The organism is Escherichia sp. MR (assembly GCF_005280595.1).
Taxonomy (GTDB): Bacteria; Pseudomonadota; Gammaproteobacteria; order Enterobacterales; family Enterobacteriaceae; genus Escherichia; species Escherichia ruysiae.
This window is the reverse complement of the sequence record NZ_SZVK01000015.1, coordinates 57,247-81,505: the sequence shown is the minus strand read 5'-3', so window position 1 is coordinate 81,505 and position 24,259 is coordinate 57,247. Positions and strand designations below refer to the sequence as shown.

At 52.5% G+C, this 24,259-nt stretch carries 17 protein-coding genes; 6 read left to right on the top strand and 11 right to left on the bottom strand.

What is annotated here, in order from left to right; translation table 11 throughout:
* The first annotated feature begins 328 nt into the window (after positions 1 to 328).
* Positions 329 to 1,729 carry a Si-specific NAD(P)(+) transhydrogenase gene (sthA, locus tag FC814_RS09245; RefSeq protein ID WP_001120821.1) on the top strand — a complete coding sequence of 467 codons (1,401 nt, stop codon included), beginning with the start codon at positions 329 to 331 and terminating at the stop codon, positions 1,727 to 1,729.
* Here the strand turns inward: sthA and oxyR are convergent.
* The 6 genes from oxyR to argC form a co-directional block, all read right to left on the bottom strand.
* Positions 1,712 to 2,629 (bottom strand): DNA-binding transcriptional regulator OxyR, encoded by a 918-nt coding sequence (gene oxyR / locus FC814_RS09240; protein WP_001025936.1) that lies wholly within the window; start codon positions 2,627 to 2,629, stop codon positions 1,712 to 1,714. The genes sthA and oxyR overlap by 18 nt on opposite strands.
* A 252-nt stretch (positions 2,630 to 2,881) precedes the next feature.
* Positions 2,882 to 4,165, bottom strand: a complete 1,284-nt coding sequence (locus FC814_RS09235) for an MFS transporter (protein WP_137325854.1) — start codon at positions 4,163 to 4,165, stop codon at positions 2,882 to 2,884.
* A 66-nt stretch (positions 4,166 to 4,231) separates the two neighbouring features.
* Positions 4,232 to 5,446 (bottom strand): D-mannonate dehydratase ManD, encoded by a 1,215-nt coding sequence (gene manD, locus FC814_RS09230; protein WP_137325853.1) that lies wholly within the window; start codon positions 5,444 to 5,446, stop codon positions 4,232 to 4,234.
* Positions 5,447 to 5,938: 492 nt separating this feature from the next.
* A complete protein-coding gene (gene argH, locus FC814_RS09220) occupies positions 5,939 to 7,312 on the bottom strand; it encodes an argininosuccinate lyase (protein ID WP_001230092.1) in 1,374 nt (457 codons plus the stop codon).
* Positions 7,313 to 7,372: 60 nt separating this feature from the next.
* Positions 7,373 to 8,149, bottom strand: coding sequence for an acetylglutamate kinase (gene argB, locus FC814_RS09215; RefSeq protein WP_105290580.1), 777 nt, complete (start codon positions 8,147 to 8,149; stop codon positions 7,373 to 7,375).
* Between the two features lie 7 nt (positions 8,150 to 8,156).
* Positions 8,157 to 9,161: an N-acetyl-gamma-glutamyl-phosphate reductase gene (gene argC / locus FC814_RS09210; RefSeq protein ID WP_000935358.1), complete on the bottom strand. Its 1,005-nt coding sequence runs from the start codon at positions 9,159 to 9,161 to the stop codon at positions 8,157 to 8,159.
* Between the two features lie 153 nt (positions 9,162 to 9,314).
* Between argC and argE the strand changes: the two genes are divergently transcribed.
* The 4 genes from argE (at position 9,315) to FC814_RS09190 (ending at position 16,505) form a co-directional block, all read left to right on the top strand.
* Positions 9,315 to 10,466 carry an acetylornithine deacetylase gene (gene argE / locus FC814_RS09205; RefSeq protein WP_032226759.1) on the top strand — a complete coding sequence of 384 codons (1,152 nt, stop codon included), beginning with the start codon at positions 9,315 to 9,317 and terminating at the stop codon, positions 10,464 to 10,466.
* Positions 10,467 to 10,939: 473 nt separating this feature from the next.
* Positions 10,940 to 13,591, top strand: a complete 2,652-nt coding sequence (gene ppc / locus FC814_RS09200) for a phosphoenolpyruvate carboxylase (protein ID WP_001005563.1) — start codon at positions 10,940 to 10,942, stop codon at positions 13,589 to 13,591.
* Positions 13,592 to 13,771: 180 nt separating this feature from the next.
* Positions 13,772 to 15,505, top strand: coding sequence for a phosphoethanolamine transferase CptA (locus FC814_RS09195; protein WP_137325851.1), 1,734 nt, complete (start codon positions 13,772 to 13,774; stop codon positions 15,503 to 15,505).
* 148 nt (positions 15,506 to 15,653) lie between these two features.
* Positions 15,654 to 16,505, top strand: a complete 852-nt coding sequence (locus FC814_RS09190) for an AraC family transcriptional regulator (protein ID WP_000274614.1) — start codon at positions 15,654 to 15,656, stop codon at positions 16,503 to 16,505.
* Here FC814_RS09190 and FC814_RS09185 read toward each other — a convergent pair.
* Genes FC814_RS09185 through FC814_RS09165 form a run of 5 tightly spaced genes read right to left on the bottom strand, consistent with a single transcriptional unit; the run spans position 16,492 to position 21,441 of the window.
* On the bottom strand, positions 16,492 to 16,833 hold the full coding sequence (locus FC814_RS09185; RefSeq protein ID WP_000323849.1) for a PTS fructose-like transporter subunit IIB: 342 nt from the start codon (positions 16,831 to 16,833) through the stop codon (positions 16,492 to 16,494). The two genes, FC814_RS09190 and FC814_RS09185, sit on opposite strands and share 14 nt — an antisense overlap.
* 1 nt (position 16,834) lies before the next feature.
* Positions 16,835 to 17,713 (bottom strand): [formate-C-acetyltransferase]-activating enzyme, encoded by an 879-nt coding sequence (locus tag FC814_RS09180; protein WP_137325850.1) that lies wholly within the window; start codon positions 17,711 to 17,713, stop codon positions 16,835 to 16,837.
* Positions 17,679 to 19,976: a formate C-acetyltransferase gene (locus tag FC814_RS09175; RefSeq protein ID WP_137325849.1), complete on the bottom strand. Its 2,298-nt coding sequence runs from the start codon at positions 19,974 to 19,976 to the stop codon at positions 17,679 to 17,681. The genes FC814_RS09180 and FC814_RS09175 overlap by 35 nt, the downstream gene beginning before the upstream one ends.
* A gap of 50 nt (positions 19,977 to 20,026) precedes the next feature.
* Positions 20,027 to 20,347: a PTS fructose-like transporter subunit IIB gene (locus tag FC814_RS09170; RefSeq protein ID WP_025210087.1), complete on the bottom strand. Its 321-nt coding sequence runs from the start codon at positions 20,345 to 20,347 to the stop codon at positions 20,027 to 20,029.
* Positions 20,348 to 20,361: 14 nt separating this feature from the next.
* Positions 20,362 to 21,441: a PTS fructose transporter subunit EIIC gene (locus tag FC814_RS09165; RefSeq protein WP_001004465.1), complete on the bottom strand. Its 1,080-nt coding sequence runs from the start codon at positions 21,439 to 21,441 to the stop codon at positions 20,362 to 20,364.
* A gap of 308 nt (positions 21,442 to 21,749) precedes the next feature.
* Here FC814_RS09165 and ptsP point away from each other — a divergent pair, with 308 nt between their 5' ends.
* Entirely contained in the window at positions 21,750 to 24,251 is a 2,502-nt protein-coding gene (ptsP, locus tag FC814_RS09160) for a phosphoenolpyruvate--protein phosphotransferase (protein WP_137325848.1), read from the top strand.
* Positions 24,252 to 24,259 lie beyond the last annotated feature (8 nt).

The following is a 24,259-nucleotide window of genomic DNA, read 5'->3' as shown; positions in this document are numbered from 1 at the left end:
TGCTATTCCCTTATTTATAGATAAACAGGCTAATTGACGGATTTTATTGATGGTATAAATACAAATACCCCATCAATATAAAATATTTATATATTTGTTTTATAAGAAAATTTCACAAAGACAATAACAAAAAAGCACACTTCATCAAGATAAAACTGCCAGTCACAAGAAAAAGCGATTAATAGTGAATAAATAAAATAAGAAGGAGGAAGACAAAGCAAAGGCCGCTCACGATATAGCCAGATAAATGACGGGGATCAATTGGCTTACCCGCGATAAAATGTTACCATTCTGTTGCTTTTATGTATAAGAACAGGTAAGCCCTACCATGCCACATTCCTACGATTACGATGCCATAGTAATAGGTTCCGGCCCCGGCGGCGAAGGCGCTGCAATGGGTCTGGTTAAGCAAGGTGCGCGCGTCGCAGTTATCGAGCGTTATCAAAATGTTGGCGGCGGTTGCACCCACTGGGGCACCATCCCGTCGAAAGCTCTCCGTCACGCCGTCAGCCGCATTATAGAATTCAATCAAAACCCACTTTACAGCGACCATTCGCGACTGCTCCGCTCTTCTTTTGCCGATATCCTTAACCATGCCGATAACGTGATTAATCAACAAACACGTATGCGTCAGGGATTTTACGAACGTAATCACTGCGAAATATTGCAGGGGAACGCTCGCTTTGTTGACGAGCACACGCTGGCGCTTGATTGCCCGGACGGCACGGTCGAAACGCTGACCGCAGAAAAATTTGTTATTGCCTGCGGCTCTCGTCCATATCATCCGGCGGACGTTGATTTTACCCATCCGCGCATTTACGACAGCGACTCAATTCTTAGCATGCATCACGAACCACGCCACGTGCTTATCTACGGTGCCGGAGTGATCGGCTGCGAATACGCATCGATCTTCCGTGGAATGGATGTGAAAGTGGATCTGATCAACACCCGCGATCGTTTGTTGGCGTTTCTTGATCAAGAGATGTCAGATTCTCTCTCGTACCACTTCTGGAACAGCGGTGTGGTAATTCGTCACAACGAAGAATACGAGAAGATTGAAGGTTGTGACGACGGCGTAATCATGCACCTGAAATCAGGCAAGAAACTAAAAGCCGACTGCCTGCTCTATGCCAACGGCCGCACCGGTAATACCGATTCGCTGGCGCTGCATAATATTGGTCTGGAAACTGACAGTCGTGGCCAGCTTAAGGTCAATAGCATGTATCAAACCGCACAGCCGCATGTTTATGCCGTGGGCGACGTGATTGGTTATCCGAGCCTGGCGTCGGCGGCCTATGACCAGGGGCGCATCGCCGCACAGGCGCTGGTGAAAGGTGAAGCCACCGCGCATCTGATTGAAGATATCCCTACCGGCATCTACACCATCCCGGAAATCAGCTCAGTCGGTAAAACCGAACAGCAACTGACCGCGATGAAAGTGCCGTATGAAGTGGGTCGCGCCCAGTTCAAACATCTGGCGCGAGCGCAAATCGTTGGCATGAACGTGGGTACGCTGAAAATCTTATTCCATCGGGAAACAAAAGAGATTCTTGGGATTCATTGCTTTGGCGAGCGCGCTGCCGAAATTATTCATATCGGTCAGGCGATTATGGAACAGAAAGGTGGCGGCAACACCATTGAGTACTTCGTTAACACCACCTTTAACTACCCGACCATGGCGGAAGCCTATCGGGTAGCGGCACTAAACGGATTAAACCGCCTGTTTTAACGCTTTATCGAAATGGCCATCCATTCTTGCGCGGATGGCCTCTGCCAGTTGTTCATAACGACTACGCAGCGGTGAGCCAGGACGATATACCAGGCCAATAGTGCGGCGTGGTTCCGGCTTAATGCACGGCAGATAAACAACGCCATCGCGTTTGCGCTCTGGCGGTACAGCCAGCGCAGGCAGTAAAGTGATCCCGCTACCTGCCGCCACCATGTTGCGCAGCGTCTCCAGACTGGTGGCGCGGAAATGTGTATCTTCATCCGCCCCGGCTTCAAAGCAGAAGCCCATCGCCTGATCGCGCAGACAGTGACCATCTTCCAGCATCAGCAGTTTTTCCCCTGCCAGATCGGCCATCGGTACGCATTCGCGGTTCGCCCACGGGTGATCTTCATAGATAGCCAACAACATTGGCTCATCAAACAACGGCACTTCAATGAATGCTTCGCTTTCTTTCACCAGCGCGAGGATCACGCAATCGAGTTTGCCACTGTCCAGTTGCGCCAGTAACTGGTGGGTCTGCGCTTCATGCAGATACATTTCCAGCTTTGGAAAGGTCTGGTGCAGCATCGGGATAATATGCGGTAGCAGGTAAGGCCCGACCGTGGGAATCAAACCAATGTGCAGCGGCCCGGACATGGTCTCGCCCTGCTGGCTTGCCATCTCTTTAAGGACTTTCACCTCACGCAGCACGGTACGCGCCTGATCCACCAGCAGCATTCCCGCCTGGGTGAATAACACTTTACGGCTGGTTCGCTCCAGCAGCATCACGCCCAGCTCATCTTCCAGCTTACGAATTTGCCCGCTAAGCGTCGGCTGGCTAACGTGGCAGGAATCTGCCGCACGCCGAAAATGGCGGTGTTCGGCCAGTGCCACCAGGTACTCAAGATCACGAATATTCATTATCCATCCTCCATCGCCACGATAGTTCATGGCGATAGGTAGCATAGCAACGAACGATTATCCCTATCAAGCATTCTGACTGATAATTGCTCACAGAAACGGAGCGGCACCTCTTTAACCCTTGAAGTCACTGCCCGTTTCGAGAGTTTCTCAACTCGAATAACTAAAGCCAACGTGAACTTTTGCGGATCTCCAGGATCCGCTTTTTTTTTATTTCTTCCGACCCTCCAGCGGAGGGCCAGGCTGCAATACTTACTCAATGCGATCTTTGACGATAAAGAAGTAACACAGCGCACCAGTGAAGGTCACACAGGCCGCGATAACCAGCGCCAGATTAAACGAGTGCGTGGTATCCACCACCCAGCCGGTTACGATCGGAGCAAAGGAAGCAAAGACAAAACTACCAAAGTTTTGAATCCCGGCGATGGAAGCCACTTTTGTTTCTGACACCATCACCTGAACCAGTCCCCATGCAGATGTTCCCGCAAAATGCACGCAGAACAGCGCCATTGAGATAAACGCCACCGCTTGCGCAGGCGAGGAAGATTGCACGACCAGCAACGTTCCTAATGCCGACATCATCAAACCGCAGACAATAGCCGTTTTACGCGTCTTCGCCAGGTCGTAGCCTTTTTTCGCCAGTCGATCGACAACAATACCGTTAACCCACATCCCGACCGCCGCCGCGAGGAAAGGAATCGCCGCCACCCAGCCCGTTTTCGCCAGACTGAAACCTTGCTCGGCCTGCAAATAACCGGGTAACCACGCGATGTAGAGCCAACCGGTATAGTTAACCCCAGAGAAACCTAAAATCATCCCCCAGGTTGTCCGGTGCTTAAACAGCGCCAGCCACTCGCTAAATTGCAGCTGTGGACGCGGTTTAACCGGCGCGGAGAGATACGTCCGTTCTTCGTCGGTCAGGACAAACTGCGCCCGGTTGCGATACCACACGTACCAGCAAATCCCAACCAGAATCCCCGCTACGCCGATGATAACGAACATCGCCCGCCAGCCCCATGCCAACTGCATCAATACAAGAGCAGGAGGCGCGATGGCCTGACCGATAACGGTAGATGAGTTAAAAATTCCCAGCGCCGTGCCGCGTTCTTTTTGTGCATACCAGTCGGTGATCGACTTTACTCCCGCAGGCATAAATGGCGCTTCGCCAATACCCAGACCGATACGCATTAAAATAAAGTGGCTAAAAGAATTAACCATTCCTGTTAATGCCTGCATTAATGACCAGAATATTAAGCCTGCGCCTAAAACTATTCGTGGGCCAAAGCGGTCTAGCAAAATACCGGAAGGAAGTTGTGAAAAACCATAAGACAGAGAAAATGCAGAAAGCAGAAAACCAAACTCTGTCGCCGATAATCCTAACTCGCCACGAATCGCTTCGCCTGCCACGCTCAATGACGAACGGTCGAGAAAATTAACGATCCCCGCCATAAATAATAAAACCAGGGTCACGGTCTGAATACGACGAATCCGTTGCGGTTTATTACCCGCAACACTGGTTGACACATCAACGTCCATTTTTAGCTCCTTGAGCGGAATTAATCGATTTGATGACTATTCAGAAAATAATTAAGCGAACCGTTATTACCAGTTCCACAATGTGCCATCTTCCAGTCGTGCGACGGGGAGATACGCCGGGTCATACGGATATTTCGCCGCCAGTTTCTCATCGAAAGAAATACCCAGCCCCGGTTCATCGCCCGGATGCATATACCCCTCCTCGAAGCGCCAGCTATGCGGGAAGACTTCAAGCATTTGTTCGGAATAGCCCATGTACTCCTGCACGCCGAAGTTTGGCACCCAGAGGTCAAAATGCAGCGCCGCCGCATGGCAAATGGGCGATAAATCAGAAGGACCGTGCGAACCGGTACGTACCTGATAAAGTGATGCAAAATCGGCAATCCGCCGCATCCCGGTAATGCCGCCTGCATGGGTAATCGTCGTGCGAATATAGTCAATTAACTGCTCTTCGATTAACTGCTTGCAATCCCAGATACTGTTAAACACTTCTCCGACCGCAATTGGCGTCACGGTATGCTGGCGAATCAAACGGAAACATTCCTGATTCTCGGCAGGCGTTGGATCTTCCATCCAGAACAGGCGGTAATCTTCAATGCTCTTTCCAAAGCGCGCCGCTTCGATGGGGGTCAGGCGATGGTGCATGTCATGCAACAGATGTTCGTTAAAACCGAACTTATTGCGCACCGCCTCAAATAACTTCGGCGTAAAGTCGAGATACTTTTCTGAAGACCACAACTGCTCTTCCGGCCACTGGCCTTTGGTTGCCGGTTCATACACAAGCCCTTTGCCCTTCGCCAGGCCATAGGTGGTTTGCATCCCAGGCACACCGCACTGCACACGAATCGCCTTAAAGCCCATCTGCTGGTGCTTTGCATAATCCTCAAGAACTTCATCAATCGTGCGCCCGGTGGTATGGCAATAAACCATCACGCCCTCACGAGAAGCACCGCCAAGCAGTTGATACAGCGGCATATTGGCTGCTTTAGCTTTGATATCCCACAACGCCATATCAATGGCAGAAATGGCCGACATCGTGACGGGACCACGCCGCCAGTAAGCGCCTTTATAAAAGAATTGCCAGATATCTTCGATACGGCTGGCATCGCGGCCAATTAATTGTGGGCAAAGATGATCTTTCAGATAAGAAGCGACCGACAATTCGCGACCATTTAACGTGGCATCTCCCAGCCCACAAAGTCCGCTTTCAGTGGTTATTTTAAGCGTAACGAAATTACGCCCGGGGCAAGTAACAAAAACGTCCGCAGCAATAATTTTCATTATTGCAATCTCCTGTGTTGTAAATAGACGCTTCAAACTTAATTTCTCGCCTACTACCATACAAGAGAGAAAAGGTGATTATTCAACCATGATCACATTAAAAACAAAAATTTCCGGCGGAGAACAAAAATATCCTCAAATTTGACCTACACTATTAATCATCATCGTTAAAACAACGCGTTAAATAATCACATAATAAACACCATCAATCTTAAAAATAAACACAACAATAGAAATTAATTATATTCAATTAATTAAACTGTGTATCGCCTGGTGTATTTAAAAATGATTTTTATAGGGAGAGTAAAGCAAGAATAAAAAGGCATGTGACAAATAATGGTTCTGGTTGGGCGTTAAATTTAAGGTCAACAGAATACTGCCTGATGCGACGCTGTCGCGTCTTATCATGCCTACAAGTGCAACACTACGTAGACATGATAAACAAAGCACATCAGGCAAACTCCCCATTCTCAGGGGAGCAAAATAACAAGGTTACCCCAAACGCGCCCTTGCAAAAGCAATCGCTTGCGCCACCTGTTGCGGTGAGACACCACCCTTTGCCGCACGCTTGTCGAGGCACGATTGCAGCGACAGAATCGGATAGACATCTTCGCCAATCACCTGGCTGAATTTCTGCAACTCGGTCAGCGGCAGATCTTCCAGCGGTTTACCCTGACGAATGGCTTCCACCACCGCTTCACCCACGATATGGTGCGCCTCGCGGAACGGTACGCCCTTCGCCACCAGATAATCCGCCAGTTCAGTAGCATTCGCATAACCCTGCTGCGCTGCTTCCTGGCAACGTGGGCGTTTCACCTGAATGCCGTCCAGCACCAGCGCCGCCATATGCAGGCAGTCCAGCCAGGTATCGAGCGCGTCGAACAAACCTTCTTTGTCTTCCTGCATATCTTTGTTGTAAGCCAGCGGCAAACCTTTCAGCGTCATCATCATGCCGGTTAACGCGCCCTGCACTCGACCGCATTTACCCCGAATCAGCTCCAGCGCATCCGGGTTTTTCTTCTGCGGCATTAATGATGAACCGGAAGTCACGCGGTCAGAAAGCTCCACAAACCCCGCTTCGCCGGTGTTAAAGAAAATCAGATCTTCGGCAAAACGCGACAGATGCACCATGCCGATAGCGGCAGCAGAAAGCAGTTCCAGCACGTGGTCACGGTCAGAAACGCTGTCGAGACTGTTACGGGTCGCTGAGGCAAAGCCCAGCCAGCCTGCTAACTGTTCACGGTCGATTTCATAGGCCGTTCCCGCCAGCGCGCCACAGCCTAGCGGGCTGACATCCAGACGTTTAAGTGCATCCTGCAAGCGGCTTTCATCACGCGCCAGCATCTCAACATAGGCCAGGCACCAGTGCGCGAACGTCACCGGCTGGGCGCGTTGCAGGTGAGTGTAACCAGGCATCACCGCGTCCTGATTGTTTTGTGCGGTTTCCACCAGCGCCGATTGCAGCTGCCGGTTTGCCGTCAGTAACTCGCTAACGGTATCTTTGCACCACAGTTTCAGGTCAGTCGCTACCTGATCATTACGGCTACGCCCGGTATGCAGTTTTTTGCCTAACTGACCTACTTTGTCGATCAGTTTGCCTTCCACCCAGCTATGGATATCTTCGGCGTCGCTTTCAAGGATTTGTTGTGGCCTGGCGCGAACATCTTCCAGCAGCACGTTCAGCGCCTCTTCCAGTTGCGCCTGCTCTTCTGCGGTTAACACGCCGACCGTTACCAGGGCTTTGGACCAGGCCACAGAGCCAACAATATCCTGCTCCGCCAGACGGTAATCAAAGCGCAGTGAGTCGTTGAATTGTTTGAACCGTTGATCTGCTGCCTGGGTAAAACGCCCGCCCCAAAGTGCCATAACTCTGTTTCCTTATTTTGAAATTCAATGCCGGAAAGCTACGCCTCCGGCTAACAAAACTTAAGCTAAAATCCGCGTACCCATCGGCATACCGTTAAACAGTGCCGGAAGCTGTTCCGCATGACGCCAGGAGGCAATATCCACCGGGCGCCCCAGCGTGCGCGCAGCATCCAGCGCCGCGTTCACTTTCACTATCATGCCGTCGGTAATAATGCCCTGCTCAATCAGTTGTTCTGCTTTCGCGGCGGTCATTTCGGCAATGCGTTGCCCTTTGCCGTCGAGAATGCCACTGACGTCGGAGAGCAAAATCAGATCCGCGCCCAGCGTTGCCGCCAGCGCCGTTGCCGCCTGGTCGGCATTGACGTTCATCAGTAGCCCTTCGTCTGTTACGCCAATGGAGCTGACCACCGGCAGATAGCCGTTCTCCAGCAATGTGTTGATAAGCTTAGGCGAACCTGGCTGCGCCAGTCCAACATGACCTAACTCTTCATCAAGCTGGGTCACTTTGACGCTGTCGCCGTCACCGAGAAACAAACCTACGGCCGCAATCTGATGTTTCTTCGCCCATGCCAGCAGGGTTTTATTTGCCGTTCCCGCCAGTGCTCCGGTGATAATGTCTATCTGATCCGCAGGCGTCACCCGCAGGCCATTTTTCTTTTTCACCGGCAGATTCAGCCCTTTCATCAGCTCATCCACCACGCAACCGCCGCCGTGCACAATCACCAGCGGACGCTGATGTGACTCACGATAATTCACCAGTGCGCTAAACAGACGTTCCAGCGCCTCTTCACTATCCAGCAGTACGCCACCCAGTTTGATAATTAATGGATTCATCATTGCACCCTTAAATAAGAGACTGCGTTTCCGCATAACCGAAACGAATATTGGCGCACTGTACCGCTTGTGCCGCCGCACCTTTCAATAAATTGTCTTCGGTCGCCACAATAATCAGATGCTCGCCCTGAACGGCAAACCCGATATCACAGAACGGCAGCCCGACGACATTTTTCAGTGCCGGAACACCTTTGTCATATAGCCGTACCAGCGGTTTATGCGCATACGCCCGCTGTAACGCTTGCGCGACTTGCGCCTGGGTCACACCCGGTTTCAGGCGGCAGGTAATGGTTTCGAGAATGCCGCGCGGGAAATTGCCCAGATGCGGGGTGAAGATAACGTCAGCACCGAGATGCGTGGCGATCTCCGGCTGGTGGCGATGGGTAAAGACACCATACGGTTGCAGGCTAACTTCACAAAAGCTGTTTGAAATCGCTGCCTTACGTCCCGCTCCGCTCACACCGCTGGTGGCGTTAATCACCGGCCACTGACTGAGGTCGAGAAGATCGGCATCAATCAACGGTTTCAGCGCCAGTTGTGCCGCCGTCGGATAACATCCCGGCACCGCAATTAAGTTCGCTTCTTTTAATTTATTGCCGCACCACTCCGCCAGACCATAAGCGGCCTGTTCCAGCAGTTCCGGGTATTGATGGGTAAAGCCGTAATATTTTTCATAGAAGGCAGCGTCGTTAACACGAAACGCGCCGGAAAGGTCAAACACCACGCAGCCCGCTTCAAGAAATTGCGGTGCTAAATCGTGGCTAACTTCATGGGCGGTGGCGAGAAACACCACGTCCACCCCTGGGCTAAACTCGCTGATATCCGACATCGGCTGCAACGGCAGATCAACGATGCCTTTTAGCTGCGGATGCAAATCGGAGATTAACTTTCCCGCATCATTGCTTTGCGCTGAAACAGTCAAAGCGGTTATGTTCATATGCGGATGGCGATTTACATAGGTCACTAGCTCTGCGCCAGCGTAGCCGCTGGCACCCACAATCAGCGTATTCAACATCGGGGCTATTCACCTTCTTATGTCTGGTTGCCAGGTTAAACGTAAAACATTCACCTTACGGCTGGTGGGTTTTATTACGCTCAACGTTAGTGTATTTTTATTCACAATTACTGCATGAATATTGATACTATCATGACCAGAGGTGTGTCAACAATGAAAAACAAATTACCGCCATTTATCGAGATTTACCGTGCTCTGATTGCCACACCTTCAATAAGCGCCACGGAAGAGGCACTCGATCAAAGCAATGCAGATTTAATCACTCTGCTGGCGGGCTGGTTTAAAGATTTGGGCTTCAATGTGGAAGTGCAGCCTGTGCCAGGAACTCGCAACAAATTTAATATGCTGGCCAGTTGCGGACAGGGTGCTGGCGGCTTGCTGCTGGCGGGTCATACCGATACGGTGCCGTTTGATGACGGTCGCTGGACGCGCGATCCGTTTACGCTGACGGAGCATGACGGCAAGCTTTACGGCTTAGGCACCGCCGACATGAAAGGCTTCTTTGCGTTTATCCTCGATGCGCTACGCGACGTCGACGTCACGAAGCTGGCAAAACCGCTCTACATCCTGGCGACTGCTGATGAAGAAACCAGTATGGCCGGAGCGCGTTATTTTGCCGAAACTACCGCCCTGCGCCCGGATTGCGCCATCATTGGCGAACCGACGTCACTACAACCGGTACGCGCACATAAAGGCCACATCTCCAATGCCATTCGCATTCTGGGTCAGTCGGGGCATTCCAGCGATCCGTCGCGCGGAGTTAACGCTATCGAACTGATGCACGACGCCATCGGTCATATTTTACAATTGCGCGATAACCTGAAAGAGCGTTATCACTACGAAGCGTTTACCGTGCCATATCCCACGCTCAACCTTGGGCATATTCACGGTGGTGACGCCTCTAACCGTATTTGCGCTTGCTGCGAGTTGCATATGGATATTCGTCCGTTGCCTGGCATGACGCTCAATGAACTTAATGGCTTACTCAACGACGCGCTGGCTCCGGTGAGCGAACGCTGGCCGGGTCGTCTGACGGTCGAAGAGCTGCATCCGCCGATCCCTGGTTACGAGTGCCCGCCGAATCATCAACTGGTTGAAGTGGTTGAGAAATTACTCGGTGCAAAGACCGAAGTGGTGAACTACTGTACCGAAGCGCCGTTTATTCAGACGTTATGCCCGACGCTAGTGTTGGGTCCAGGCTCAATTAATCAGGCTCATCAGCCTGATGAATATCTGGAGACGCGGTTTATTAAACCCACCCGCGAACTGATCACCCAGGTCATTCACCATTTCTGCTGGCATTAAAACGTAGGCAGGATAAGGCGCTCGCGACGCATCCGAGACTGTTGCCAAACTCCAGCGCCGCAATAATGTCGGATGCGATGCTTGCGCATCTTATCCGACCTACAGTGACTCAAACGGTGCCCAACCGTAGGCCGGATAAGGCGCTTGCGCCGCATCCGAGACTGTTACCAAACTCCAGTGCCGCAATAATGTCGGATGCGATGCTTGCGCATCTTATCCGACCTACACCTTTGGTGTTATGTATGGTGATTTTTTAACATTTCCATAAGTTACGCTTATTTAAATCATCGTGAATTTAATGGCGTAAATTCCTGCTAGTTATTCGTTTGCTGAAGCGATTTCGCAGCATTTGACGTCACCGCTTTTACGTGGCTTTATAAAAGACGACGAAAAGCAAAGCCCGAGCATATTCGCGCCAATGCGACGTGAAGGATACCGGGCTTCAAACAATAAGATGGGGTGTCTGGGGTTATATGAACGAACAATATTCCGCATTGCGTAGTAATGTCAGTATGCTCGGCAAAGTGCTGGGAGAAACCATCAAGGATGCGTTGGGAGAACACATTCTTGAACGCGTAGAAACTATCCGTAAGTTGTCCAAATCTTCACGCGCTGGCAATGATGCTAACCGCCAGGAGTTGCTCACCACCTTACAAAATTTGTCGAACGACGAGCTGCTGCCCGTTGCGCGTGCGTTTAGTCAGTTCCTGAACCTGGCAAACACCGCCGAGCAATACCACAGCATTTCGCCGAAAGGCGAGGCTGCCAGCAACCCGGAAGTGATCGCCCGCACCCTGCGTAAACTGAAAAACCAGCCGGAACTGAGCGAAGACACCATCAAAAAAGCGGTGGAATCACTGTCGCTGGAACTGGTACTCACTGCGCACCCAACCGAAATTACTCGTCGTACACTGATCCACAAAATGGTGGAAGTGAACGCGTGCTTAAAACAGCTCGACAACAAAGATATCGCCGACTACGAACACAACCAACTGATGCGCCGCCTGCGCCAGTTGATCGCCCAGTCATGGCATACCGATGAAATCCGTAAGCTGCGCCCAAGCCCGATAGATGAAGCCAAATGGGGCTTTGCCGTAGTAGAAAACAGCCTGTGGCAAGGCGTACCGAATTACCTGCGCGAACTGAACGAACAACTGGAAGAGAATCTCGGCTACAAACTGCCCGTCGAATTTGTTCCGGTGCGTTTTACCTCGTGGATGGGCGGCGACCGCGACGGCAACCCGAACGTCACTGCCGATATCACCCGCCACGTCCTGCTGCTCAGCCGTTGGAAAGCAACCGACCTGTTCCTGAAAGATATTCAGGTTCTGGTTTCTGAACTGTCGATGGTTGAAGCAACCCCTGAACTGCTGGCGCTGGTCGGCGAAGAAGGTGCCGCAGAACCGTATCGCTATCTGATGAAAAACCTGCGTTCCCGCCTGATGGCAACACAGGCCTGGCTGGAAGCGCGTCTGAAAGGCGAAGAACTGCCGAAGCCGGAAGGTCTGCTGACGCAGAACGAAGAACTGTGGGAGCCGCTCTACGCTTGCTACCAGTCCCTTCAGGCGTGTGGTATGGGCATTATCGCCAACGGCGATCTGCTCGACACTCTGCGCCGCGTGAAATGTTTCGGCGTACCGCTGGTGCGTATTGATATCCGTCAGGAGAGCACCCGTCATACCGAAGCACTGGGTGAACTGACCCGCTATCTCGGCATCGGCGACTACGAAAGCTGGTCAGAGGCCGACAAACAGGCGTTCCTGATCCGCGAACTGAACTCCAAACGTCCGCTTCTGCCACGCAACTGGCAACCAAGCGCCGAAACGCGCGAAGTGCTTGATACCTGTCAGGTGATTGCCGAAGCACCGCAAGGTTCGATTGCCGCCTACGTGATCTCGATGGCGAAAACGCCGTCCGACGTACTGGCCGTTCACCTGCTGTTGAAAGAAGCAGGTATTGGATTTGCGATGCCAGTCGCACCGCTGTTTGAAACTCTCGATGACCTGAACAACGCCAACGATGTCATGACCCAGTTGCTGAATATCGACTGGTATCGCGGCCTGATTCAGGGCAAACAGATGGTGATGATTGGCTATTCCGACTCGGCAAAAGATGCAGGCGTGATGGCGGCTTCCTGGGCGCAATATCAGGCACAGGATGCGTTAATCAAAACCTGCGAAAAAGCGGGTATTGAACTGACGCTGTTCCACGGTCGCGGTGGTTCTATTGGTCGCGGCGGCGCACCGGCTCATGCGGCGCTGCTATCGCAACCGCCAGGAAGCCTGAAAGGCGGCCTGCGCGTGACCGAACAGGGCGAGATGATCCGCTTTAAGTACGGTCTGCCAGAAATCACGGTCAGCAGCCTGTCGCTGTACACCGGGGCGATTCTGGAAGCCAACCTGCTGCCACCGCCTGAGCCGAAAGAGAGCTGGCGTCACATTATGGATGAACTTTCGGTCATCTCCTGCGATCTCTACCGTGGTTATGTGCGTGAAAACAAAGACTTTGTTCCATACTTCCGCTCCGCCACGCCGGAACAGGAACTGGGCAAACTGCCGTTAGGTTCACGTCCGGCGAAACGTCGCCCGACCGGCGGCGTCGAATCACTGCGCGCAATTCCGTGGATTTTTGCCTGGACACAAAACCGCCTGATGCTCCCAGCCTGGCTGGGCGCGGGTACTGCGCTGCAAAAAGTGGTGGAAGATGGCAAACAGAGCGAACTGGAAGCCATGTGCCGCGACTGGCCGTTCTTCTCAACGCGTCTGGGAATGCTGGAAATGGTCTTCGCCAAAGCAGACCTGTGGCTGGCGGAATACTATGACCAACGCCTGGTCGACAAAGAGCTGTGGCCGTTAGGTAAAGAGTTACGCAATCTGCAAGAAGAAGACATCAAAGTGGTGCTGGCAATTGCCAACGATTCCCATCTGATGGCCGATCTACCGTGGATTGCCGAGTCTATTCAGCTACGAAATATATACACTGACCCGCTGAACGTACTGCAGGCAGAGTTGCTGCACCGCTCCCGCCAGGCAGAAAAAGAAGGCCAGGAGCCGGATCCCCGCGTCGAACAAGCGTTGATGGTCACTATTGCCGGAATTGCAGCAGGTATGCGTAATACCGGCTAACCCCCATCCTCTATCAACCCTCGTGCAATAGCGCGAGGGTTTTCTGAAATACTTCTGTTCTAACACCTTCGTTTTCAATATATTTCTGTCTGCATTTCACCCAGATTCTGGATATCCCTTCAGATATCCTTAAGGTTTTGTCCTTACATTCGGCGCTATTATCCAAAACGGGTTCTTACTATGCATTCCACTGAAGTCCAGACTAAACCCCTTTTTAGCTGGAAAGCCCTGGGTTGGGCACTGCTCTACTTTTGGTTTTTCTCTACCCTGTTACAGGCCATTATTTACATCAGCGGCTACAGCGGCACCAACGGCATTCGCGACTCACTGCTGTTCAGTTCGCTGTGGTTGATCCCGGTATTCCTCTTTCCGAAGCGGATTAAAATTATTGCCGCAGTGATCGGCGTGGTGCTGTGGGCGGCCTCTCTGGCGGCGCTGTGCTACTACGTCATCTACGGTCAGGAGTTCTCGCAGAGCGTTCTGTTTGTGATGTTTGAAACCAACACCAACGAAGCCAGCGAGTATTTAAGCCAGTATTTCAGCCTGAAGATTGTGCTTATCGCGCTGGCCTATACGGCGGTGGCAGTTCTGCTGTGGACACGCCTGCGCCCGGTCTATATTCCGAAGCCGTGGCGTTATATCGTCTCTTTTGCCCTGCTTTACGGTTTGATTCTGCATCCGATCGCCATGAATACGTTTATCAAAAACAAGCCGTTTGAGAAAACGTTGAATAACCTGGCATCGCGCATGGAGCCTGCCGCGCCGTGGCAATTCCTGACTGGTTATTATCAGTATCGCCAGCAACTTAACTCGCTGACGAAGCTGCTGAATGAAAATAATGCATTACCGCCGCTGGCTAATTTCAAAGATGAATCGGGCAACGAACCACGCACCCTGGTACTGGTGATTGGCGAGTCAACCCAGCGTGGACGTATGAGTCTGTATGGTTATCCGCGTGAAACCACGCCAGAACTGGATGCGCTGCATAAAACCGATCCGAATCTGACCGTATTTAATAACGTGGTTACGTCTCGTCCGTACACCATTGAAATCCTGCAACAGGCGCTGACTTTTGCCAACGAAAAGAACCCTGACCTGTATCTGACGCAACCGTCGCTGATGAACATGATGAAACAGGCGGGTTATAAAACCTTCTGGATAACCAACCAGCAGACGATGACCGCCCGCAATACCATGCTGACGGTATTTTCGCGCCAGACCGACAAGCAGTACTACATGAACCAGCAACGTACGCAGAGTGCGCGTGAATACGACACTAACGTGCTGAAGCCGTTCCAGGAAGTGCTGAAGGACCCTGCGCCGAAGAAACTGATCATCGTTCATCTGCTGGGTACACATATCAAATACAAGTACCGTTACCCGGAAGATCAGGGCAAGTTTGATGGCAATACCGATCATGTCCCACCAGGATTAAGCGCAGAAGAGCTGGAGTCGTATAACGATTACGACAACGCTAACCTGTATAACGATCATGTGGTTGCCAGCCTGATTAAAGACTTTAAAGCGACCGATCCGAACGGTTTCCTGGTTTACTTCTCTGATCACGGTGAAGAGGTTTACGACACGCCGCCGCACAAAACCCAGGGGCGTAACGAAGATAACCCGACGCGTCATATGTACACCATTCCGTTCCTGCTGTGGACGTCGGAAAAATGGCAGGCGGCGCATCCGCGTGATTTCTCGCAGGATGTCGATCGTAAATACAGCCTAGCGGAACTGATCCACACCTGGTCGGATTTGGCGGGCTTATCTTACGACGGTTACGATCCAACCCGTTCGGTGGTGAACCCGCAGTTCAAAGAAACCACCCGCTGGATTGGCAACCCGTACAAGAAAAACGCGCTGATCGATTACGACACACTGCCGTATGGCGATCAGGTGGGTAATCAGTAAATGACCTTTGTATCGCGTCTGGCGCTATTTGCCGGATGCGATACTGCCGCAATGTTTACATCGAACTCTCATCAGGCCACACTTTTCAGGTGGCCTTTTTTCATAATGCCAGTTACTGTTTTCCCGTCTACATACCTAAGGGAATAACATGTATCACGACGTCAGCTATCTACTCTCCCGCCTGATCAACGGCCCGCTGTCCCTGCGCCAGATTTACTTTGCCAGTAGCAACGGCCCGGCGCCCGATCTTGCATATCAGGTCGATTTTCCACGGCTGGAAATTGTGCTGGAAGGCGAGTTTGTTGATACCGGCGCTGGCGCAACGTTAGTTCCCGGCGATGTACTGTACGTCCCTGCTGGCGGCTGGAACTTCCCGCAATGGCAAACACCCGCCACCACCTTCAGCGTGCTGTTTGGCAAACAGCAACTCGGCTTCAGCGTCGTACAATGGGATGGCAAGCAATACCAAAATCTGGCAAAGCAGCACGTCGCCCGACGCGGCCCGCGCATTGGTTCATTCTTGCTGCAAACACTCAATGAAATGCAAATGCAGCCACAGGAGCAGCAAACGGCAAGGCTTATCGTCGCCAGCCTGCTTAGCCACTGCCGCGACTTGCTCGGCAGTCAAATCCAGACCGCCTCACGCAGCCAGGCACTATTTGAAGCGATTCGCGATTATATCGATGAACGCTATGCCTCCGCGCTAACCCGTGAATCTGTCGCGCAAGCATTCTATATTTCGCCCAATTACCTCTCCCACCTGTTTCAAAAAACGGGTGCGACGGGCTTTAACGAATACCTGAATCATACACGGCTGGAACATGCAAAAACGTTGTTGAAAGGCTATGACCTGAAGGTAAAAGAAGTGGCGCACGCCTGCGGCTTTGTCGACAGCAACTACTTCTGCCGCCTGTTTCGTAAAAACACCGAACGCTCGCCGTCAGAATATCGTCGGCAATACCACAGCCAACTGACAGAAAAACCGACTACTCCAGAATAAGATGGGTTTGCTGCGGCGCAGAAAGCACTTTGCGCACCGCGCTCATTACCCGCTGCGGCTCACGCAGGAATGCGTAGATGCTGCATTGCACATAGCGGCAATGCTCAAATCGCTCGGCACCAGCAAGCTCGATATCCGTAATCAACAGCGCAACATCCGCCCGACGGATATCCTCGTCCGCTAAACGATTCTCCGTTCCCAGCGCCCCCTGGGTTTCAATGCTGACGCCCCACTTCTCTAACTGGCATAATTTTTCCAGCCGTTCTGCCGCCATATAAGTATGCGCCACGCCGCTGACGCAGGCGGTTACTGCCACCAGGTATGCCATTTTACCCCCCCACGGTAACCTCAAATCCGGCTCGTTCTGCCATTTCGCGCATCGTTGCCACATCGGCTGACGAGGGCGCAGAAACCTCTTTCATCGACCATGTTTTCCCCAGCAGGCGGTATTTCGGTTCACCGTACTGATGAAACGGCAACAGGTGGATTTGCCTGATATTCAGCGGGATCAGCACGTCCAGCGCCTGCTGCATATTCTCCCGGCTGAGTGTGAAACCAGGGATCAGCGGTAAACGCGGGATCACGTTGACACCTTCGCTTACCAGCAAACGCAGATTCTCCAGCACGCGTGGCAGGTTCATCTTCACCACATCCCACGCCTGAGTCGCGTCCATAATTTTTAAATCGAACAACACTTCATCGCACAATTTCGCCAGTGGTAACAGCTTGCTGGCTGGCGCGTCTCCGGCAGTTTCGATGGCACATGAGACGCCCCACAGCCGAAGTCGCTGTAAAAAACGGGTCGCAAATTCCGCCTGCATTAACACTTCGCCGCCAGAAAGCGTGACGCCGCCGCCGGACGTGCGAAAGAAAATGTCATCTTTCATCACTTCCCGCTCCAGCGCGTCAAGGCTGATATCGCGACCAATCCGTTCAAACGCCCCGGAGGGGCATTCATCCGCATCACGTAAACATTTCGCGCAGTACAGACATTTCGCCTCTCTGCGTACCGTCTGGATTTTGCCGGAGATCGACTCCGGATTAGCACACCACGGGCAAAGATGTGGGCAGCCTTTAAAAAAGACCACCGTGCGGATGCCTTCACCGTCATTCAGCGAATAACGCTGAATGTTGAAAATGCGCGCCACGTCATCGCGGCGCGTTTCCACAACGTTACAGCTGATGCGCTGTCCGGCGGATGATGTCATCCTGGGTCTCCTTCGACAATTCGACAAAGAAGGCGCTATATCCGGCAACGCGCACCACCAGCCCGGCATAATCTTGTGGGCGCTTTTGCGCTTCCCGCAACGTGTCGGCATTCACCACGTTAAACTGAATATGCTGCAACTTAAGCTGGGTAAATGCCCGTAAGAAGTCGGCCAGTTTACGTAATCCCGCTTCACCTTCGAGGGTCGCCGGAGTGAATTTCACGTTCAGCAATGTACCGTTAGACAGCAGCGTGTTATCGAGCTTACTGACTGATTTCAGTACCGCCGTTGGTCCTTGTGCGTCCTGGCCCAGCATTGGCGACAAGCCACCGTCTGCCAGTTGCTCCCCGGCAAAACGACCGTCTGGCGTCGCGCCAACCACCGATCCCAACGGGACGTGAGCAGAAACGGTATACGACCCCGGCGTGAAGTAGCCACCGCGCGGGTTCTGGTATTTTTCCACTTCTTTGCAGTAGTGGCGCAGCAGTTCGGCGCTGATGTTATCCACCTCGTCGATATCGTTGCCGTATTTCTCAAAACGGTTAATTAAGCGAGCGCGAACTTTTTCGCCTTCTGGCGTTGCGAAGTTGGCTTTTAATACCGACAACAATTCGTCAAAACTTAAACGCTGTTGCTCAAAAACCATCCCTTTCAACGCATGGAGAGAATCGCTCAGGTTAGCGATACCTATCCCCTGTACGCCGGAGAAGTTATAACGCGCGCCGCCATCGGTAATATCGCGGCCTTTTTCCAGACAATCGCTGATAAACGACGAAAGCAACGGCACTGGCGCCCAGTCACGGTGACCGATATCGCAAATATTGCTGCCTTCAACCATCAGGGTGATGTAGTGGCTGATCTTGGCGCGGATCTGTTCCAGTAAACCTTCATAAGTCAGCGCAGCATTGCCTTCATTTTCATGCAGACAAATTTCCATCACTTTCAGCAGGTTAAACATCGCGATGTCGTGCAAGCCGTAGGTTCTGCCAGGAATAGACAACTCCACGCAACCGACCACTGAATAGTCGCGCGCATCTTCCAGCGAAACGCCACGGTTGAGGAACGCAGGCACCACCACTTCATCGTTAAAGATTTGCGGAATACCGGTGCCAAGGCGGATGGTTTCTGCGGTTTTCATCAGGAACGGCGTGTCGATCAAGGCGTTAGTGCGCACGCCCAGGTTCGGTTGCGGTAATTGCACGCTTTGATAGGCGTCGAGGCAGAGGAACGAAAGCACGTTCACCGCACTACGTCCGTTTTCCGTTAAACCGCCGAGCAGCGCGGTATAGCCGGTCGGGAATCCCGCAAAATAGCGCGCGCTGCTGGTGGAGCGTAACAGCACGATGTCGTTGCACTTCACCCATAAAGATTCGAGCAGTTCTTTCAGGAACGCCGGGTCTTCGCCCTGGGTTAATGATGTCTGATAGAACGGCAACATATACTGGTCGAAGCGCCCTAACGACAGCGAACTGGCGTTGGATTCGTATTGCAGAATGATGTTCATGTACCAGAACAACTGGCACGCCTGCCAGAACGTCTGCGGCTTATGTTGCGCGTTATGGCGGGAGATCTCCGCAATAGTCAGCAATTCTTCGCAACGCTGGGCATCGGTGCAGTTTGCCGCCATCGTTTCCGTCAGTTCGGCGTAACGCAAAATGTGTTTTTGTGAAGCTTCCAGCAGTAACAGCGCGGCCTGATAAAAGTGATTATCCGGCTGTTGCTGACAATGTTGCTGCATCTGCGCCACCAGCTCACCCAGCCCGTGATTCAGCAGGCGCGGATAATCAATAATGATATGCCCCTGACCTTTATCCGTCTGGTTGATGCTGAAAATTTGCGTGCTGGTTGCGGCTTTTACTTCATCCGTCATCTGCCCGTTGATGAAATCTTTCATCGAACGTTTTTCCCAGTACGGGAACAACTCTTCGCGGTAGATACGTTTATCTTCTTCACTGATAGCAAAGCGATCCTGCGGTCGCGTCGGGAATTGCTCCAGCTCTTTCAGCAACCAGTAAGGATCCATTTCCGGTGACATAATCCCGGCGCGAGGTTTTACGGTACGGTTACCGGCAATCAGTTCTTCATCACGAATCGAAATTTCAACGTGTTCCAGGATATACGCCGTGGCTTTTGCCCGACGAATAATCACCGGTTCGCCTTCGGTTTGCTTATGGCTGGCGGTATAAAGCAGCGCCCGCTCCAGCGAGATTTCACGGGTATTGGCAAACAGCGCAGTTTTAAGGCGAGAGATACGATTCGTCATGAGGAACTCCTGTAGGAAAGCGAACCCGCCCTTGCGGGCGGGATAAGAACTTAAGCGGTTTGCGCCAGATGGGCTTCGATTTTGCTCATGATGGCATCAGCGCGTTTTACTGCATCGCTGATGTTGACGCGCACGATGGTCTTGCCAGCAAAACGCTCTTCAAACTTGATGCCGATATCTTTGGTCAGAATCACCATATCGGCACTCGCCACATCTTCCGCAGTCAGTTCATTTTCCAGACCGATCGAGCCCTGGGTTTCTACTTTCACTTCCCAGCCTTTCGCTTTCGCGGCGCTTTCCAGCGCCTCTGCCGCCATATAGGTATGGGCAACACCTGAAGGACATGCGGTTACTGCAATAATTTTCATCATGGCTCGTTCCTCAATTAATTAATTTCAAAATCCAGATCCAGGTCATCTTCCTTCTCATCAGCCGAAGACCCATTTTTACGCGCCAGACTTTTCAGCACGTTCACGCAGACTGCCGTCACAACCGCCCCGACAGCCACTGCTGCGATATAACCCAACTTACCTTCAACCACCGGCAGCACAATCAGACCACCCCAGCCTGCATAGCACTGCGCACCGACCATTGCTGCGGTCACCGTGCCACAAACAGAACCGACCATGATGGAAGGGATCACACGTAACGGATCGGCGGCGGCGAAAGGAATCGCCCCTTCAGTGACGCCAACACACCCCATCACCAGCGCCGCTTTACCCGTTTCGCGCTCTTCAGCGGAGAAATTTTTACGACCAATCAACGTCGCCAGCCCCATACCCAGCGGCGGGATACAAATACCCACAGCGGCAATGGCCACCACGGTATAAACCCCCTGAGCAACGCAAATCAGCATGAATGCATAAGCCACTTTGTTAACCGGGCCGCCCATATCGAACGCCAGCATCAATCCCATGATCACCGCCAGCATAACAATGCTGCCCTGCTGCATTCCCTGAAGCCACTGGGTCAGGCTGTTAGTCAACGCACCCACCGGCTCGCCCAGCCCCCACATCATGACGCCAGCGGTAATCAGTGTGCCGACGATTGGGATAATGAAGATGGGCATGACAGAACGCAGAACTTTATGCACCGGAATTTTCTTCAGGTAATGCACCACGATGCCGCCGATAATCCCGGCGATCAGCGCGCCAAAGAAGCCCGCGCCGAAACTGTTACCAACCCAGGCACCAATAGCGCACGGCGCCAGCGCAGAGCGTTCTGCAATGGAATAACCGATGTACGCCGCGAGGAAAGGCACCATCAGCGTCAAACCCGCGACGCCGATATCAAACAGTTTTTTCAGATTCGGATCGGCGACGGCATCCGGCACTGCGCCTTTGCCATACAACATGACGGAAACCGCCAGCAAAATACCGCCCGATACCACGAAGGGAATCATGTGTGAAACGCCCGTCATTAAGTGCTGACGGGTGTTTTTCAGGATCTGCACCAACTCATTCATAAGTCGCTCCCGGGCTTAGTAAAGCCCATGTCCATATTTTTGATGGCAGAAACAATAGGCAATCGCAAGCAGGGCAAACAGTGGATAAAAAGGCCATTTACTGGATTTTTGTAATGTCTGTACAAAAATGCGATCCGCCTCATAACTTGCGTTAACTCGGAATCATGCCGGAGTGACGCGTCTTGTGAGACGCGTCGCAAATTGGCGGTTACATTACATTTGTCCAGCTTTTGGCAGATTTGTCACATGGCAGGCCGTTGCCGTGCGCTCTTATCCTGTAAACAGAAAACCGTACCGGGAGAAAGGCAATGGCCCTGATTGTAGAATTTATTTGTGAGCTACCTAACGGCGTACATGCACGTCCGGCAAGCCACGTTGAAACGCTGTGTAATACTTTTTCATCACAAATTGAGTGGCATAACCTGCGCACCGATCGCAAAGGCAACGCCAAAAGCGCACTGGCGCTGATTGGCACCGACACGCTGGTGGGCGATAACTGCCAGTTACTGATTTCCGGAGCCGACGAACAGGAAGCGCACCAGCGTTTAAGCCAATGGCTGCGCGATGAATTTCCCCACTGCGACGCGCCGCTGGCGGAAGTTAAATCTGACGAACTGGAGCCGTTGCCGGTTTCACTGACCAACCTGAATCCGAGAATTATCCGCGCCCGCACCGTATGCAGCGGTAGCGCAGGTGGCATTCTGACGCCGATCTCTTCTTTAGATCTTAACGCGCTGGGTAATCTTCCCGCAGCCAAAGACGTTGACGCCGAGCAATCCGCACTGGAAAACGGCCTGACACTGGTACTGAAAAATATTGAGTTTCGTCTGCTGGATAGCGACGGCGCCACCAGCGCGATTCTGGAAGCGCACCGTTCATTAGCGAGCGATACATCTTTGCGTCACCACTTACTGGCAGGTGTCAGCGCCGGATTAAGCTGCGCCGAAGCGATTGTCGCCAGTGCGAATCACTTTTGCGAAGAGTTCGCCCGCTCCAGCAGCAGCTATCTGCAAGAACGTGCGCTGGATGTGCGCGATGTCTGCTTCCAGTTACTCCAGCAAATTTACGGTGAACAACGCTTTCCAGCACCGGGCAAACTGACGCAGCCCGCCATTTGTATGGCTGATGAACTGACCCCCAGTCAGTTCCTCGAACTGGATAAAAATCACCTCAAAGGTTTGTTACTCAAAAGCGGCGGCACCACCTCACATACGGTAATTCTTGCCCGTTCGTTCAACATTCCGACACTGGTTGGCGTGGATATCGACACGCTTACTCCGTGGCAGCAGCAAACGATTTATATCGACGGCAACGCCGGGGCGATTGTGGTCGAACCGACAGACGCGGTAGCGCGTTATTATCAACAAGAAGCCCGCGTACAGGACGCCCTGCGTGAGCAGCAACGTGTCTGGCTGACTCAGCAAGCCCGCACCGCTGACGGTATCCGCATTGAAATTGCCGCTAACATCGCCCACTCCGTGGAAGCGCAGGCCGCATTTGGCAATGGCGCGGAAGGCGTTGGTTTGTTCCGCACTGAAATGCTCTATATGGATCGCACCAGCGCACCGGGCGAAAGCGAGCTGTACAACATTTTTTGTCAGGCGCTGGAGTCCGCCAACGGGCGCAGCATTATTGTGCGTACCATGGACATTGGCGGTGACAAACCCGTTGATTATCTGAACATTCCCGCAGAAGCTAACCCGTTCCTCGGTTATCGCGCCGTGCGTATTTATGAAGAGTACGCCTCGCTGTTTACCACGCAGCTACGGTCGATCCTGCGCGCCTCTGCTCACGGTAGCCTGAAAATCATGATCCCGATGATCTCCTCAATGGAAGAGATCTTATGGGTGAAAGAAAAACTGGCGGAAGCTAAACAGCAACTGCGTAACGAACATATTCCGTTTGATGAGAAGATCCAGCTCGGCATTATGCTGGAAGTGCCGTCGGTGATGTTCATCATCGATCAGTGCTGCGAAGAGATTGATTTCTTTAGTATCGGTAGTAATGACCTGACGCAATATCTGCTGGCAGTAGATCGCGATAACGCCAAAGTTACCCGTCACTACAACAGCCTGAATCCGGCCTTCTTGCGGGCGCTCGATTACGCCGTGCAGGCGGTGCATCGCCAGGGGAAATGGATTGGTCTGTGCGGTGAACTGGGAGCGAAAGGTTCAGTGCTGCCGTTGCTGGTCGGTTTAGGGCTGGATGAACTCAGCATGAGCGCACCGTCAATTCCGGCGGCGAAAGCGCGAATGGCGCAACTTGATAGCCGTGAGTGCCGCCAGTTGCTCAACCAGGCAATGGCCTGCCGTACTTCGCTGGAAGTGGAACACCTGCTGGCACAATTCCGCATGACACAACAGGACGCACCGCTGGTCACCGCTGAGTGCATCACGCTGGAAAGCGACTGGCGCAGCAAAGAAGAAGTGCTCAAAAGCATGACCGATAACCTGCTGCTGGCAGGCCGCTGCCGCTATCCGCGTAAACTGGAAGCCGACTTGTGGGCGCGCGAGGCCGTTTTCTCTACCGGTCTGGGCTTTAGTTTTGCCATTCCACACAGCAAATCAGAACACATTGAGCAATCCACCATCAGCGTGGCGCGTCTGGCAGCGCCGGTACGCTGGGGCGATGATGAAGCGCAATTCATCATTATGTTAACGCTGAACAAACACGCTGCGGGCGATCAGCATATGCGCATTTTCTCGCGCCTCGCTCGTCGCATCATGCACGAAGAATTCCGTAACGCGCTGGTTAACGCCGCCTCTGCCGACGCTATCGCCAGCCTGCTGCAACATGAACTGGAACTGTAAAAGGAAAC